Source organism: Priestia megaterium (assembly GCF_023824195.1).
GTDB classification, from domain to species: domain Bacteria; phylum Bacillota; class Bacilli; order Bacillales; family Bacillaceae_H; genus Priestia; species Priestia megaterium_D.
In genome coordinates this window covers 2,012,813-2,029,628 of sequence record NZ_CP085442.1, presented here as the reverse complement: position 1 = coordinate 2,029,628, position 16,816 = coordinate 2,012,813, and the positions used below count along the sequence as shown (strand labels likewise).

The 16,816-nt window shown below is 34.4% G+C and carries 16 protein-coding genes; 2 read left to right on the top strand and 14 right to left on the bottom strand.

The window, feature by feature from the left end:
* The first annotated feature begins 1,001 nt into the window (after positions 1–1,001).
* Entirely contained in the window at positions 1,002–1,331 is a 330-nt protein-coding gene (locus tag LIS78_RS10215) for a four-helix bundle copper-binding protein (protein WP_252285106.1), read from the top strand.
* 52 nt (positions 1,332–1,383) lie between these two features.
* Here the strand turns inward: LIS78_RS10215 and LIS78_RS10210 are convergent, their stop codons facing one another.
* The 3 genes from LIS78_RS10210 to LIS78_RS10200 form a co-directional block, all read right to left on the bottom strand.
* Positions 1,384–1,977 (bottom strand): YdhK family protein, encoded by a 594-nt coding sequence (locus LIS78_RS10210; protein WP_252285335.1) that lies wholly within the window; start codon positions 1,975–1,977, stop codon positions 1,384–1,386.
* 438 nt (positions 1,978–2,415) lie between these two features.
* Positions 2,416–3,357, bottom strand: a complete 942-nt coding sequence (locus LIS78_RS10205; protein WP_252285105.1) for a C40 family peptidase — start codon at positions 3,355–3,357, stop codon at positions 2,416–2,418.
* A 194-nt stretch (positions 3,358–3,551) separates the two neighbouring features.
* Positions 3,552–4,454: a cupredoxin domain-containing protein gene (locus tag LIS78_RS10200; protein WP_252285104.1), complete on the bottom strand. Its 903-nt coding sequence runs from the start codon at positions 4,452–4,454 to the stop codon at positions 3,552–3,554.
* A 204-nt stretch (positions 4,455–4,658) separates the two neighbouring features.
* Here LIS78_RS10200 and asnB point away from each other — a divergent pair, with 204 nt between their 5' ends.
* Positions 4,659–6,563 (top strand): asparagine synthase (glutamine-hydrolyzing), encoded by a 1,905-nt coding sequence (gene asnB, locus LIS78_RS10195; protein WP_252285103.1) that lies wholly within the window; start codon positions 4,659–4,661, stop codon positions 6,561–6,563.
* A 240-nt stretch (positions 6,564–6,803) separates the two neighbouring features.
* On the opposite strand, the gene LIS78_RS10190 is transcribed toward asnB, so the two are convergent.
* The 11 genes from LIS78_RS10190 to LIS78_RS10140 all read right to left on the bottom strand — a co-directional run bounded on the left by LIS78_RS10190 (position 6,804) and on the right by LIS78_RS10140 (position 16,659).
* Complete coding sequence (locus tag LIS78_RS10190) at positions 6,804–8,222, bottom strand: sensor histidine kinase (protein ID WP_252285102.1); 1,419 nt, start codon at positions 8,220–8,222, stop codon at positions 6,804–6,806.
* The gene (locus tag LIS78_RS10185; RefSeq protein WP_252285101.1) at positions 8,219–8,923 is read right to left on the bottom strand and encodes a response regulator transcription factor; all 705 of its coding nucleotides are present in this window, start codon (positions 8,921–8,923) and stop codon (positions 8,219–8,221) included. The genes LIS78_RS10190 and LIS78_RS10185 overlap by 4 nt, the downstream gene beginning before the upstream one ends.
* A gap of 173 nt (positions 8,924–9,096) precedes the next feature.
* Entirely contained in the window at positions 9,097–9,426 is a 330-nt protein-coding gene (locus LIS78_RS10180; RefSeq protein WP_252285100.1) for a (2Fe-2S) ferredoxin domain-containing protein, read from the bottom strand.
* Between the two features lie 2 nt (positions 9,427–9,428).
* Positions 9,429–9,593: a hypothetical protein gene (locus tag LIS78_RS10175; protein WP_252285099.1), complete on the bottom strand. Its 165-nt coding sequence runs from the start codon at positions 9,591–9,593 to the stop codon at positions 9,429–9,431.
* 14 nt (positions 9,594–9,607) lie between these two features.
* On the bottom strand, positions 9,608–12,025 hold the full coding sequence (locus LIS78_RS10170; protein WP_252285098.1) for a heavy metal translocating P-type ATPase: 2,418 nt from the start codon (positions 12,023–12,025) through the stop codon (positions 9,608–9,610).
* Between the two features lie 81 nt (positions 12,026–12,106).
* Positions 12,107–12,313: a copper chaperone CopZ gene (gene copZ / locus LIS78_RS10165; protein ID WP_252285097.1), complete on the bottom strand. Its 207-nt coding sequence runs from the start codon at positions 12,311–12,313 to the stop codon at positions 12,107–12,109.
* A 17-nt stretch (positions 12,314–12,330) separates the two neighbouring features.
* A complete protein-coding gene (locus tag LIS78_RS10160; RefSeq protein ID WP_252285095.1) occupies positions 12,331–12,663 on the bottom strand; it encodes a metal-sensitive transcriptional regulator in 333 nt (110 codons plus the stop codon).
* A gap of 157 nt (positions 12,664–12,820) precedes the next feature.
* Positions 12,821–13,999 (bottom strand): stage II sporulation protein P, encoded by a 1,179-nt coding sequence (gene spoIIP / locus LIS78_RS10155; RefSeq protein WP_252285094.1) that lies wholly within the window; start codon positions 13,997–13,999, stop codon positions 12,821–12,823.
* Positions 14,000–14,052: 53 nt separating this feature from the next.
* Positions 14,053–14,619 carry a TVP38/TMEM64 family protein gene (locus LIS78_RS10150; protein ID WP_252285093.1) on the bottom strand — a complete coding sequence of 189 codons (567 nt, stop codon included), beginning with the start codon at positions 14,617–14,619 and terminating at the stop codon, positions 14,053–14,055.
* The gene (locus tag LIS78_RS10145; RefSeq protein ID WP_252285092.1) at positions 14,601–15,281 is read right to left on the bottom strand and encodes a response regulator transcription factor; all 681 of its coding nucleotides are present in this window, start codon (positions 15,279–15,281) and stop codon (positions 14,601–14,603) included. The genes LIS78_RS10150 and LIS78_RS10145 overlap by 19 nt, the downstream gene beginning before the upstream one ends.
* Before the next feature lies 1 nt (position 15,282).
* On the bottom strand, positions 15,283–16,659 hold the full coding sequence (locus LIS78_RS10140) for a sensor histidine kinase (protein WP_252285091.1): 1,377 nt from the start codon (positions 16,657–16,659) through the stop codon (positions 15,283–15,285).
* Positions 16,660–16,816 lie beyond the last annotated feature (157 nt).

Genomic DNA, 16,816 nt, shown 5'->3' with positions numbered 1-16,816 from the left:
TCTGTATAATAAAAAGGTAGTTTTTTACTTTTTTCTAATGTGTGTTATACATATTTAGTTAAGTCGGGTAAGTTAGGGGCATCACTGCCCCTGCCTCCCCTAAGAACCGTGCGAGTCCCTTTCAAGACACATCGGCTCAAGCCTCCCATTGCAGGTCCATTTGCTGTCGTATCTTCATCACACACCATAACAGTGAGTAAAACGTACGCCGACGCTCCAAATGGAGGTATACATAACGGTACGTTTCTTTCGTCAGAAGATAGCCACAACCTTATGTGCCTACGAGAGACCAACGAGAAGTCAGCTCCCTTTCGGGCCTATTATGGCTTTGTCCGTAAGGACGATAGTATCCGTTCAGTTATACAGTTTCCTGCTTTCCTGTTCTCTTTCGAGATAACGGCATTCGCTTTCTCTCGTATCCTTTACCCTCTGCCACATCGTTTGACTTTACAACCATCCTACTGTTTGCACAGATGACAAAGGGCTTACCAAGTTCCGCATCTTATAGATACGACGAGGTTAGGTGGGTTCTTTACTCCGGGCAAGATGCGGGACGCGTCACAGCAGCATTATGATTCTGCTTTTCCTCTTGCCAATACCCAAGCAAATCTGTGCACTATCTTGAGCTAAGAGTTACGAAGCTTACAAACCTTCACTAATGTTCACCATACTCATCTTCCCCTAGCAGTGTTCCGAGTCGTGCACTGACTCTCTGTTTCCGCATTTCCGCATGCAACCCACGAGCCCGTTACCAGGCCCGCAATTTTGGACGGGGATAGTTTTTGCGTCTAAACCAGTGGCGTAAGCCACACTATATAAAAGCGACTTCTTGTCGCACCATAATAGCTCTTACAGGAACCTTGCTTAATACAAGCATAACTAAAAAATATGTAGAAAGTATGATTAAGGTAGCTTTCAGAGGACTGATATACATGAGTATGTTTAAAAAGAGGAAGGTTAGTCTATTGTAATAAAGGAAGCAAACATAAAGGAGGATTTTTATGTCACATGAAAATTATCAATCAGTTATCAACACATTACATGAATGTATGACTGCATGTAATCATTGTTATGATGCTTGTTTAAAAGAAGAGGATGTTAAAATGATGGTTGATTGTATACGTCTAGATCGTGAATGCGCAGATATTTGTGCATATTTGGAACAAGCTTTAGGACGAGGAACACCTTTTGTTGCTGAATTGGCTCAAGTGTGTGCTGAAATTTGCGAAAGATGTGGAAATGAGTGTAAAAAACATAATCACGATCACTGTCAAAATTGTGCAGATGCTTGCTTAAAATGTGCAGAAGAGTGCAGGAAGTTAACTGCTTAAAATAGATAAAAAAGAGCAAACTATAGTTTGCTCTTTTTTTATTTGCTTAAATTTATTTATCTGAAAGTTCACTTTCTGTGACCCACTGATGATTTGTTACTTTTTCTCCACCAGTTGTTGGCGTATAATCAACCATATAAACAGTAGTCTTTTCAGCTGAATCAATAGTGGCCTTTGCACCTTTCATACCTTCCATATGATCTGCTTCTAGAGTAACTTCATCTCCTGATTTAAACGCTTTATCATCTGCATCCTTAATTTCCTCTTTAATGACCCATTTATGATTTGTTACCTTTTCTCCACCAGTCGTTGGTGTATAAGAAACTGTATAAACTGTCGTATCGTAAGCTCCAATAATTGTTGCTTCCGCGCCATTCATACCCTCCATATGATCTGCTTTAATAATCGCTTGGCTTCCCACTTTATATTTTGGATCCTTAGCTTCTTGCAAGCCTTCGGGAACTTCACCTGTAGTAGAATGGTTCATTTTCGAGTGGTCCATTTCAGATTTATTCATATTAGAATGATCCATTTCAGACTGATTTGACTCCTTTTTAGAATCTGAATCATTACCACTAGAATTATTTCCACATCCACTTAGTCCTATAATTGTAGCTACACCAAGAATAAAAAGTTGCTTTTTCATTTTCATCTTCATCCCTCTTTCTGAGCAACAGAATTTGCTCTTTAATAAAGATATACATTGGCAAATGTAAGGCTAAAAGAAAAATATATGGATTTTATTTATCTTTTCTTACATTCCCCTTACATTCATTAATTTATATCCAATATAGTTAACTAATTTTTATAAAAAGCTCATCTTTCACATTGTTTCTCTAGCATAAATAAAGTTTGTGCAGATTCTGTGCAGTTTTTATGAAATTTATGATAAATTAATGCTTTTTCTTTTCGAAGATGTGAATGAATAAGAAATAACGATTATCCTTTAAACAAAAATACCACTCATATGAGTGGTATTTCTGTTTTGAATTCTTTGTTATTTTAATTCAAAATAATATTTGATATTTTAAAAGCAGGTTAAAGTAAGCCACTTAAAAAGGAGCTAATAGGCTCCTTTTTAAAATTAATAATTAATTTTTTTAGCACCTAGATATCTCTGTGACCAATAGCTATTGCTCATTTCACTAATTCCTACCCCTTTTGAAGAGGAGCTATGTAAGAACTTTCCGTTGCCCAGATAGATACCGGCGTGTGATGCTCCTGGCTTATATGTTTCAAAAAACACAAGATCTCCAACACTTGGAGATTTAACAGATACTCCAACCTTATAAATATCTGCTACTGTACGTGGAAGTTTAACTCCAAGGGCCTCTTTATATACATAATCAAGGAATCCACTACAATCAAAACCACTTGGTGTAGTTCCTCCCCAAACATATTTTACACCTAAGTATTTCTTACCTGTATTAATTAATTTTGAAGCGCTAGATGCAGTATTAGTGCTTGATGAAGGCTTAGATGTAGTAGAAGCTGAATCCGAGTTTCCAAGTGCTTTCCACGTAGCTGGACCTACAATCCCATCTGCTACTAATCTATTGGCTTTTTGAAAGTTAACAACAGCTTGTTTTGTAGCTGATCCAAAATAAGTTGTTGTTGCACTATTTTTAAAATAGCCTTTTTGTTTTAAGATTTGCTGTAATTTTTGAACATCGGAACCTGTCATTCCTTGCTTTAATACTTTACTACCAGCAGTAGCTGTATTTGAACTTTGATTACTACCAGCTACCTTTAACGACTTAAAAGTAGCTGGTCCAACTACACCGTCTACTGCTAATCTATTGGCTTTTTGAAAGTTAACAACAGACTGTTTTGTAATAGATCCAAAATAAGTTGTTGTTGTGTTATTTTTAAAATAACCTTTTTGTTTTAATACTTGTTGTAACTGTTTTACATCGTTGTTTTTCATTCCACTTCTTAGGGTTTGATCACCAAAAGCTGCATTACTTACCATTGGACTTGCAAACAAGGCGCTTGCGACAGTCATAGTTGCTATGATTTTTTTCATCTATATGGAACCTCCTGAATATTCTTCCTCTTAAACTATTGTTATCATACCACCATTCGACAGGATTTGATGGTTAAGAATGTTTTACAAAAGTATGGAGGAAATAAGGAGATTTGAAATTTTTTACAGTTTAAATTTAATCCAACATAGAAGTTAGAATTACTTTCGCTAAAGATGCTTCTATAACAATGGATTCAAGAGTCCACTGTTATGGTCCCTTTCATACCTAATTGTTCATGACTTGGTAAGGTGCAATAGAAGTCGTAAGTTCCATCTTGAGTAAAAGTTACAGTTATTTGGCTTGTTTTACCTGGTGTTGCATGGAGGTGCAGGGCATTATTACCTTCATGTTGATGAACATTTCCATTCTGAATTTTAATTCCTTTTGCACGTTTAAATTCCAAATCGTGCTCGATTTTTCCGTTGTTTTCTAATCGCAGAGTAACAGTTTGTCCTTTTTTAATGGATAAATTATATGGGGTATACTGATACTCTGCGGTTGATATAACCATTGCATTAGAATTACTGATCTGATTTTGATGTAATTGATGGCTGTTATTTGAGTTATCATTTTCTAAACTAACTATGGGACCCAACTGGTGAAATGCAATAAAGAAACTGGCCATAATTATTGCATAAATCAAGGGATTTTGAAGATAACGTATTCTCTTTGACTTTAGATGAAAAACATAACATACGACGATACTAATGGTAAAGACATATAGTGTAAACATAATTTTAATGAGTGAGTCTGCATATTGAGTCGCTACCATATCACCAAGCATAGCTCCCATCATTCCACCCATCATTGCTGACATAATACTTTCTATCATAGTAAGTATTCCTAAAGATCCCGTTATGATATAAATAAACACAATGCTTATTCCCATACTTAGAATGGTAGACATAAATAAATTCCCTTTTAAAATAACGCCTAGAAGTGTCCCAATTAAGAGACTAGCTATCATTCCTATGCTCATTCCAAGAGTCATACTTGTCATTTTCTCTATAGTATGTTTGTGCCTATTGCTTAGAAAAGAGGTATATCCGGCTAATAAGATAACAATTATTATCATGATATAAAATGATATATTCACTATTTTCACCTCAGACTAAAAAGAAGTTTATTCATGTATATGTGTACAAACTTCTTTTTAGTCTGTTTGTCTATGCAAAGAATTTTAATATTATGATTTTTCTCTACTCCATACATTCTACAAATTTAATTGTTAAATTTCATATAAGGTGGTACATCTTCAAATCCCACCTTATATGAAATTTTATAAAAGTAGGTGAGCCAAATGTGTGGATATGTTGGATATGTATTAACTTCTTCTCCATCATTTAAGAAGATTTCACATAACGTAAATATAAAACAACTAAATTCAATGATTTACCACCGAGGTCCTGACAACCAAGGTTATTATAAAGATGACTATGTGTATTTTGGATTTAGTCGATTAAGTATTATTGATTTAGAACAGGGTAACCAACCTCTTTCTTATGACGATGAAAATTACTGGATCGTATTTAACGGTGAAATATACAACTATGTAGAAATTAAAGAACACTTAATTGGAAAAGGATATGAGTTTCAAACTTCTTCAGATACTGAAGTTTTATTAGCTTTATATAAGGACCAAAAAGAAAAGGCTTTAAAACACCTGAGAGGAATGTTTTCATTTGTAATTTGGGATAAGCGCGAACAACTTTTGTTTGGGGCAAGAGATCCATTTGGAATCAAGCCTTTTTATTATCTTGAGAGAGATGACAAATTGTTCTTTAGCTCAGAGAAAAAGAGCCTCTTGGAAACAAAGACAATGCCTATAATTTCTCCAACATCCTTGCAGCATTACCTTAGCTATCAATATGTTCCGGAACCCGAAACAATGGATGTTAATATTAAGAAGTTGCAACCCGGTCATTACTTTACGAAAAAGTTAAATCAGACTCTAAAGATTCAGCAATATTGTGAAGCTTATTTTTCTCCAAAGCATAATGTAGAAGATCAATTTATCAAAGAAATACGAGAGGTTTTAACTGATTCCGTAAAAATGCATATGAGAAGTGATGTCCCAGTAGGTTCATTCCTTTCTGGAGGAATTGATTCAAGTTTAATTGCATCCATTGCGAAAGAGTTCCATCCAGATTTAAAAACATTTTCTGTGGGGTTTGAAGCAGAAGGATATAGTGAAATGGATATCGCGAAAGAAACAGCAGAGAAACTCGGGGTAGAAAATATTCAATATACAATAACATCAGATGAATTTTTGCATGAACTCCCAAAGATTGTATGGCATTTAGATGATCCTCTCGCGGATCCGTCAGCTGTTCCTTTATACTTTTTAGCACGTGAAGCAAGAAAGCATGTAAAGGTTGTCCTTTCCGGGGAAGGTGCAGATGAGTTGTTTGGAGGCTACAACATATATAGAGAGCCCCATTCACTACGATTCTTTAAATACATTCCTTCAGGGCTTCATGAAACCCTAAATCAAATAAGTAATATCATTCCCCAAGGCATAAAAGGAAAAAGTCTGTTAGAGCGTGGAACTACGCCACTTCAACAGCGTTATATTGGGAATGCAAAGATCTTCACTGAACTTGAAAAATCAAAAATTATTTCTTCCTATAAAGAATATATAGAGTTCACAGATATAACATCTCCGTATTATGCCAAAGCTCATGATTACGATGATGTAAGTAAAATGCAGTTTATAGACGTTCATACTTGGTTAAGAGGAGATATCTTATTAAAGGCCGATAAAATGACTATGGCACATTCATTAGAGTTACGTGTTCCATTTCTTGATACTAAAGTTTTCGATGTTGCAAACAAAATCCCCACAAATTTAAAGATTGCTAATAATACGACTAAGTATATTCTGCGTAAAGCAGCTGAAGGTATCGTTCCAGATCATGTTCTCACACGTCGCAAATTAGGTTTTCCGGTCCCTATTCGTCATTGGTTAAAACATGAACTTTATGATTGGGCTATAGACTTAGTAACCAATAGCAATACGGAGCATTTACTTAATAAAGAAGTTATCATGACACTTATTGAACAACATGCATTAGGTAAGTTTGATAACAGTAGAAAGATATGGACAGTATTAATATTTCTATTATGGTATCAAGTTTTTGTTGAACAGGAGTATGATTTTGCTTTTGATTATCCAACGAAACAAAAGGGAATAGCCTTTAACTAAAATAAAACCAATGGCTTATAAAGCCATTGGTTTTATTTTTGCTTATTCTTAACTTGTTGCTTCCTCTTTAACAGACATATACATATTAGTGAAATAGTAATAACTATAAACAAAATTAAAGGGGAAGAATATTCTTTAAACCATATATCAGAATGGGTATGGAAGCCTGAAGCAGAAGCCAGGGAATACCCCATACAAGATAAGCCTATAAGGATAAAGAGTATAGGAGCAATATAACTATTATGTTTCATCTTTACTTCCCTCTATTGTTGAATCTAATGGTAAACTAATAAGAAAAGATGTACCATTTTCACTTTTACTTTGAACTTCAATACTTCCTTTCAATAACTTGATAATTTCGGATACAATGGATAATCCTAATCCAGTTCCACCCATTTTCCTTGATCTTGATTTTTCTACTCGATGAAAACGATCAAATATAAACGGAAGCTCATCTTCTGGTATACCTATACCTGTATCTTGGATCAATATACAAACATGGTCTTTTTCTAACCATGTACTTAAATAAACACTTCCTTTTTCTGTATAGTTCACAGCATTTTCTAGCAAGTTAAATAGCACTTGTTCTATACGTGATCCATCTGAAAAAATTAAAGGTAGCTCATCCTCGATATTATAACTAAGGTCTAAATTCTTTTCCTTTGCTTTTAGCATCACTTTCTTTACCGATTGTTCAATAATTTCTTCTAAATCGACATGTTGTAAATATAATTCTAAACGTCCTTCTTCCATCTTTGAAAGTTCAAACAAGTCCTGGATAAGCTTCGCAAGGCGTTCAGCCTCACTTTCAATAATTCCTGAATAAGATTCTAACTCTTCTTTATTTTTATATTGATGTTTTTTCAAAAGTTGAGCATATCCCTTTAAATAAGAAGTTGGTGTCCTAAGTTCATGAGAAATATTTGCTAAGAACTCACTTCTATTTCTTCTGTAATTATTAAGTTCAATACTAAGATCATTAATTGCTTGTGCTAGAGATCCGACTTCATCTTTAGAGGTAATATTGACCTTTGTTTCCAAGTTTCCTCGCGCAATTGCTCTTGTTGCTTTTTCCATCTTTATTAATGGATTAGAAAGCTTTTTTGAAACAAACAAAGTAAATCCTAATGCTAAAAAGATAGATCCAATAATCGCGATTAAGATCCAATTTCTCACATTGTGAAGGGAACGATGAATATCATCAATTGAAGCAAAGACCAAAATACCACCTTTAAATGTTCCATTTTCCAATATAGGACGTCCTACTGTAAAGAAATATTCTTTGGTTTTAGGATCTGTATACCCTCTTTCAAAATGCTTACTTTCTCTTAAACGTAGATATAAATCTCTTGGTATAGGTGCTCCCTTTTTAAACTGAGATAAGTGATTAGTTGATAAAACCTTCCCATTTTTATCAACTAAAACAATGTCTTTGTCTGTAATAGTGCTTAAGTATTCATAAGAATTTTCTTGGTTCCTGTCAGGATCCATAGAAGTTTTAGATAAATTAATTGATAACTCGTTCACATTTTCATGAACTTGCGTAGAATATACTCCTGAAAAGATACGATATATGGAAAAACCAAAAGGTAACAATACAATCAAAAATAAAATCATAATTGTTAAACCTAGTTTCCACACAATACTTTTGACGTTCATTTTATGTCCTCTTGAATATTTAATTTATAACCTATTCCCCATACAGTTTTGATCAAGTTCATTTCGTTATCTATCTTTTTAAGCTTGATACGAATATTTTTAACGTGTGTATCTACTGTCCGTAGATCGCGTGATTCATACATTTCCCAAATATTATCAAGTAAAATCTCTCTCGTAAATACTCGTTGGGGTTGAGAAGAGAGTAAAGAAAGTAAGGAGAACTCTTTAGCTGTTAATTCTACTAATTGATTATTAACAGTTAACTGTCTACTCTCATTGTCTATTACAAAGCGACCATTTAGAAATGTAATTTGGTTACTATCTTCATCTCTTTTTTGAATACGATCATATCTCCGTAGTAAAGCCTTTATTCTTGCTTTTAATTCTTCAAACTCAAATGGTTTAATTAAATAATCATCTGCTCCTAATTCTAATCCTTTAACTTTATCGTATAGTTCACTTCTCGCGGTTAACATGATAATAGGAGTATTGCCTTTTTTCAGTATTCTTTCACAGACAGTCCATCCATCTACATGAGGTAACATTATATCTAGAACAACGAGATCAAACACCTGATTTTCTATATAATCTAGAGCAATTTGTCCATCTTTTGCTTCGGTAATATTATATTCATCTGAAAGATGTATTTTAAGTAGATCTAGCATATACTCCTCATCTTCGACAATCAAAATATTTTTCATCACTACACTCCTTATCTCTTGCTGAAAACCTTACTTCTTATTTAAACCATGAAATTGTGGAGAAAGTTTGAAGATACCTGCATTATTCCATTAAAATATTTGTTTTTATGACAAATTCCTAACTTTATTGTACAAAAAAAGAGTTTAGCCAGAGAAAAGCTAAACTCCTATTGCTATTCTGTTTCCTTTTTAAAAAATTGGTGATCTTTATAATCCAATAGGACCTTTTGCTCTAAAGGAATAGGATTGTTTATCTCTTTAATAAGCTTTCTTCCAGAATCTTCGTCCATTTCTTTATACCAGATACCGTCTGGATATAGAATTGTAATAGCTCCATTTTTACACTGACCGTTACATAGTGTCTTAGTTGTATGAATGAATTTAGTACAACCACTTTTCTTTATCTCGTCACGAATCGCTTCTGCGACTTGTTCTCCGCCATTTTTAACGCAGCTTTTTCCATTACAGATTAACACATGTTTTTGGACTCCCTGCATATCCATCTCTATCGCACCCTATCGTTATAACTTTTTTCAATCGACATTGGATAAGAGATCGATTGATGATTTTGGTGTTCATTTTTTGGACTCTCATTGAAACTCGCCCAGATAGTATAAGCGGCTACAACGATAAGGAGGTATAAAACAGCTGAAATAATCCATTTTTTCATTTTCTTACACTCCTTTATAATTTAACTCTTTGCAATCTTAGTGCATTCAGAACGACAGAAACAGAACTAAAAGCCATTGCTGCGCCTGCTAACCAGGGAGCTAATAAACCAATCGCAGCAATCGGTATACCTAACGTGTTATAACCAAATGCCCAGAATAAATTTTGTTTAATATTTTGGATTGTCTTTTTACTCATATAGATAGCATCAGCAATGCTGTTTAAATCACCACGCATTAAGGTAATATCAGCAGCCTCCATTGCTACATCTGTACCGGTACCAATAGCCATTCCGATATCTGCTAATGCTAAAGCAGGTGCATCATTAATCCCGTCTCCGACCATCGCTACTTTTTTACCTTGCTGTTGAAGTTTCTTTACTTCTTCTGCTTTACCTTCAGGCAATACTTCAGCAATCACGTGTTCAATACCTACCTGTTGAGCAATTGCTTGGGCAGTCTGCTTGTTATCACCTGTAATCATAATAACCTCTAGGCCCATCTCTTTTAATCGAGCTACAGCTTCTTTAGAAGTTTCCTTGATGGTATCAGCTACAGCAATTAATCCTGCATATTGACCATTTATAGAAACCAGCATAGCTGTTTTTCCTTCACGTTCTAACTCAATCATTTTTTCTAAATCATTATCAATTTGGATATTGTTTTGATTCATTAGTTTACGTGTTCCAATTAATAACTCTTTCTCATTTACAGTAGCCTTAATTCCAAAGCCAGGAATGGCTTCAAATGATGAAGGGCTAACGAGTTCAGTTCCTTTTGCCTTTATTCCTTCAACAATTGCCTGAGCAAGAGGATGCTCAGACTGTCGTTCAGCTGAACCTACTAATTCTAAAAATTCCTGTTCTTCAATTCCACTTGCTACAAATACGTCGGTCAGTTCAGGAGTACCGTTTGTAACTGTACCTGTTTTATCTAAGATAATGGTATTAATTCTATGAGTAGTTTCTAAGTGTTCTCCACCTTTAAACAAGATACCAAACTCTGCTGCACGACCTGACCCGGCCATAATAGAAGTAGGAGTTGCTAACCCTAATGCACATGGACAAGCAATTACCAATACGGCAATTAATTTCTCTAGGGCTGAAGCAAAATCACCTGGTTGAACCCAGATATACCAAACTAAGAAGGTAACAACAGCTATACCCACTACAATTGGAACAAATATGCCCGAAATTTGATCAGCTAATCGCTGAATAGGTGCTTTTGAACCCTGAGCTTCTTCTACTACTTTAATAATTTGTGCTAGAGCTGTATCTCTTCCGACTTTTGTTGCTTTCACTTTTAAAAATCCGTTTTTATTAATTGTTGCTCCAATAACTGCGTCTCCAATAGTTTTGTCTACTGGAACACTTTCTCCTGTTAACATGGATTCGTCTAAAGCTGATTGACCTTCTACTATTTCCCCATCCACAGGCACCTTTTCACCCGGTTTTACATAAACAATATCTCCTGATTGTACTTCTTCAATGGGAATCTCAACTTCTTCACCATTTCGTAAAACAGTTGCTGTTTTTGCCTGTAATCCCATAAGTTTTTTGATGGCTTCGGAAGAACGCCCCTTAGCATTTGCTTCAAATAACTTACCTAATATAATAAGTGTGAGTAATACGGCACTTGTTTCATAATATAGTTCAATCATTGGAGCGTTTGAGCCTATTGATTTAATTGAAACATATAAACTATAGAAATACGCTGCACTCGTTCCTAAAGCTACGAGAACATCCATATTGGCACTTTTATTACGAAGTGCTTTGAAAGCACCTACGTAAAATTGTTTACCTACAATAAACTGCACTGGAGTTGCTAGAGCCAATTGAACCCAAGGGTTCATTAGCATGGATGGTAATGGAATAAACGAAGTAAAAGAAAAGTGACTAACCATTGCCCATAACAAAGGAAAACTTAGAATGAGTGAAAACCAAAACTTCCCTTTTTGCTTTTCGATTTCCCTTTCTCTATGATTCATGTCTTCTTCTTTTTCTTCTGACTTTAATGTAGCTCCATATCCCAGTTTCTCTACGCGCTGAATCATTTCTATTGTACTTACCTGGGAGGGGGTATATTCTACTGTTGCTGTTTCTAATGCGAAATTGACTGTGGCCTTTGAGACTCCCTCTAATTTATTCAATCCTTTTTCAATTCGGTTTGCACAAGCTGCGCAAGTCATGCCTGTAATACTAAATTCATCTTTTTCATTTACAATGTCATAACCTAATTTTTGAATTTTTTGTTCAAAATCTTGAGTAGTTGTTTTTGATGGATCGTATACAATGGTTGATCTTTCTAATGCAAAATTTACGTTAGCATCCTGAACACCATCAATTTTCTTTAATCCTTTTTCGATACGGTTTGCACAAGCTGCACAGGTCATGCCACTAATTTGTAAAGTGGTTTCTTTTTGCTGTTCGCTCATTTTATAACCTCCTATTATACCCCTATTAGGTATATTCGATTCCTAAAGGAAGCGTGCGGAAAAATTCGCACGCTATTTTATTTAGGCTACTTCATAACCTTGGTCATCAATAGCTTCTTTAATTGATTCTAACGATACTTTGTTTTGATCAAATTCAACGGTTACCTTTGCTTCATTTAGATTTACCTCTACATGTTGTACACCGTTAAGTTCACCAACACTTCCTTCAATAGATTTCACACAATGACCACAAGACATTCCTCTAACTGTTAACGTTACTTTTTCCATTCTTAACATCTCCTTTTTTATTTCATTAGTCGTTTAATTGTTGTCAATAATTCATCTACTACTTCTTTATCGCCTTCTTGAACACGCTCAACTATACAGTGTTTAAGGTGTCCTTCAAGTAATATCTTACTTACACCGTTTAAAGCAGATTGTACAGCTGCAATTTGAGTAATTACATCGTCACAATAAGTATCTTTCTCAATTAATCCTTTAATCCCTCGAATTTGTCCTTCGATACGATTCAATCTACTGGTTAGATTTTTCTTCACTTCTGGAGAGTGATGACTTCTACGTTCATTATTTATAGAACAACAACTATCATTGTCAGTGATTTTTTCTAATTCATCCATTTAATTTCCTCCTTTCTTAATTACATTATACGGTACCCCCCTACCCTATGTGAAGGGTAAAAAGCCCTTTTTTTAAAAAAATTAAGAAATTCCCCACAAAAGGCAGAAAATATTGTGGGGTTCGTTTAAAAATTTATTTCTATGAAAGATTGTCTATTTATTGATTTGTTACTGCTTCTGCTTGCCAGTAATATTCTGCTATTACTTCTGCTAACGCATCTGTTGTCCGGTACATTTCTTCCATCGTATTATCAACTCCACCAACTTCTATAATAATGGAATGTGTTGATAAGTCCTGATTGTACACGCCATTTCCTTGACTTTTATTTTTTTCAAATATACCTCTAGATATGCCAGGATAATTCTTCTCCAAAAGATTATTTAACCCTTTTGCGAACTGTAAGTTTTTTTCATAATTCTTATATTCGGTACCAATAATAAAAAATAATCTGGCATAATCTTTACCCTTAATTTCTTTTGTTGTAATAGCTCTTCTTTGAGAATCTCGATGTAAGTCAAAAAAGAAAGTTAAATTTCTATTTTGATTAGTAGATGTTTGTAAAATTTCTCTGGTCATCTTATAGGAGCTACGATAATCTAATCCTTTTGATTCTAACTCTTTTACTACATCAGTTGTATTTACTTCAGTTCCAATTCCTTTTTGCTCTAACTGTTCACCTAATTTTTTACCTACCAACATAATATTCACTTTAGAGTCATGGGCGTTATCTGGATTATCTTCTCCCTTTAAATAAGGCAAAAAAGATTCACGGCTATGTGTATGATAAATGAAGGCTACTTTCTTACCTTCTGTACTCTTTGAAGGCTCTTCGTGTTTATGTTCCGTACTTTGTTCAGTCTTTTCTAATTCCTGTAGATTTTCTTTAGATAATTCTCTTTCTTTTAATAACACATCCATAGGTGGAGAAGATTCGATAGGAAGGTTGCTGTAGTTTGTTCCTTCACCTGCCACTATTATTTTTGTATCAAACGTTTTAAAACCAGGGACTTCATCTAAAAGAAGGGTAGCGATTCGCTGTGGCTGAATACCTGTAAACATCTCAACAGTAACGGATAAAACGTTAGGGGGCTCAACCCCTTTTGGAAGTACTTGTCTAAAATGCTTATTTTCAGTCCCCATTACGTACATCATGGATTCCGCCGGATAACTTCTTAACCACTGATTTAGAGGGTTGGTATAAATATAACTACTTGAAGCTGGATTTAGAATTAATATGGCTATAAGGAATAAACAAATCATAACAAAAGCAAATACTGATCGTTTCGTATACCGATCCGGCTGATTAGATGGCCTTCTTTCCCGTCTATTTTTCATGAACATCCTCCATACATTCGGATTGTTCTGTTAATCTAAGGAGCAATAATATTTTATTTGTTAGATTTTTTACGCCTTACAGTATAGAGAATTAAAAACAGAGCTGCCCCAGCTAAAATTAATTTTCCTTCTAACGTTAGATTTACTACTTGATATGTTGAATAGGATTCTAAGACGATGGCAGGGATCTTTCCCAAAGTACTAGCTAAGAAGAATATTAAAAAGCTCATATTTCCAACAGCAGCAAGGAATGTAACCAATCCGGAAGGTATAAAAGGCAATAGACGCAGACCTATAACTAGAAAAAAAGCATCTTTCCCTGTAGTTGATAAGAGTTTATCTAGTTTAGGATGATTTCGCGTCTTGTCTCTTAAAAATGATTTAAATCCCTTTTTATATAACCAAAAAGATACACTAGTTCCTATAACTTCTCCAAAAAATGAAATGACAGTCCCTTCCCAAAAACCAAATATTTTCAAGTTTGCAGCCGTAAGAAATATACTAGGTATAATGCCTAAAATACTTATGACTATGTTAAGGGATAGACTAATTAATATGGCTATAAGTTCATTGGTAGATAACCACTCAACAACAACTTGCTCTAATTGCTGTCTACCCATTTATAGCCTAATCCCCACACAGTTTGAAGGTGGTTATCTACAGGAAAGTTGGCTTTACGTAGTTTATCTCTTACATTTCGCACATGTGAATCAATTGTTCTTCCTTCAATTTCAGCATCGTACCCCCATACTGAGGTTAATAAATCTTCACGACTAAACACTCTATTTGGGTATTGTAAGAGTAATCCTACTAATTTAAACTCTTTTGGAGTCACTTGTATTTCTTGATCTTCATATTTTAACAGGTGATTTTCTCGACTCCATAATAACCCTTTATAGTTAATCTCCTGATTTTCCGTTGAAGCTCTCCTTAATACTGCTCTAAGACGAGCAATCAGTTCTCCTTCACTAAAAGGTTTAACGATATAATCATCAGCTCCTGTATTCAAACCCTTTATTATATCAACGGTTTGATTACGCGCGGTTAGCATTATTACTGGAATCTTGGAACTACTTCTAACTTCCTGGCATATCTCCCATCCATCTTTATCGGGCATCATAATATCCAAAAGCATTAAATCAGCTTCATTTCCTTCTTCTAGATAGTTTAACGCTTCAACTCCAGAATCAAATTTAATACATGTAAAACCATTTGGAGTAAGATAAAGTTCAAGTAAATCTAACATCCTTAATTCGTCATCAACTAACAAAATAGTTGGCATTCTAACCATCCTCTCTTAACAAGATTTCAACCATAGTGCCTTTTCCTACTCCACTTTCTATTGTGACTTCTCCTCCATGAGCTTCCACAATTTCTTTTACAATAGATAATCCTAAACCATAACCCCCACTTTTCCTTGATCGTGATTTTTCTACTCTATATAATTTATCAAAGACATAGGGAAGATCTTTTGAAGGAATTCCTCCTCCTTGATCTTTAAAGGTGATCGTAACTTTTTTAGGTAGTTCTCGCACTATTACTAAAATTTCGGATCCATTATCAGAATACTTCAATGCATTATCTAATAAGTTAACAACAACTTGCTGGAATCTTTCAGGGTCAATATTCGCCTCAATTTCTCGTGGGCAATTTAAATGTAGTTGAATATCTTTTTCTTTTAAGGCCAGATCAAAATGCTGAGTTATATGATGTAAATAGGAGTATAATTTTACATTCTGTTTTTGAATTAAAAATGTATGTTGATCAAGTTGAGCAAGTTGAAATAGATCTTTAACTAGTTGAGATAGCCTTTGAGCTTCCTCTTCAATGATATTAAGGTATTTATTTCTTTCCATTTCACTGTTTGATTGGCGTTTCGCTACATCAGCATACCCTTTTAAGTACATAAGAGGGGTTTGTAGTTCATGTGATATGCTACTTAAAAATTCGTTACGTTCTTCCTTTAAACGATGTAGTTCATTAGCAAGGATTTGAATAGATGTTCCTAACTGGCCCAATTCATCTCTTGAATGTGCACCCAGCTTTACAGAAAAATCTCCTTGACTAAGCTTTTGAGTTGCTTGTTTCATTCTTATAAGAGGGAGTGTTATAAATTTAGAAAGCGCAAAAACAGTGATAATTGAAAATAACACTGAAATAACTCCGACTATATAAAAATGATGTTGAAGCCTAGCTATCATATCTTGTATATCTTTAGTATTTTCAAACATGTACACAGTTCCGACGTTTTTTTGGTTTATTCTAATGGGAGAGGCAGTTGCAATATAGGGTTTGTTTTTCCAATCCCCTTGCATAATTTCCCCTTTATACCTAAGAGAATAGCCTTGCCATTGTTCTACAGCTTTTCTAGCTCCTTTTACTAAAGGACTAGAAGTCCGTATAATTTTTCCATCTTTATCTGTAATAATTACATCTGTCTCTGCTTCTGATTCCATCAAAGCGACATGGCTTAGGGGAGCAGAATCATGGTGTTTCTCTAATACCTCACGATGACTGTTCCCTCGTAGTCTTAAACTTTCTAATTCCTCTGAAATTCTCGTGCCAGCCAGCCCAGTATATAGATAAAAAAATAAGCCAACCTCAATCAATAGAATGAAAGCTAGAAACAATAAGCCAAGTTTTAATGAGAGTCTATTCATGTTTTCACGTCCTTTAACTTAGCCTTCAACAAATTTTAGAAAAAATATGTGAAGAAAGTGTGCAGATTGGGTAATAATTCAAAATTATCTTTAGACAAATTTCGTAAGCCATTAATTATTTACAGTATCTGCAAACATTCTGCACAATTATAAATTA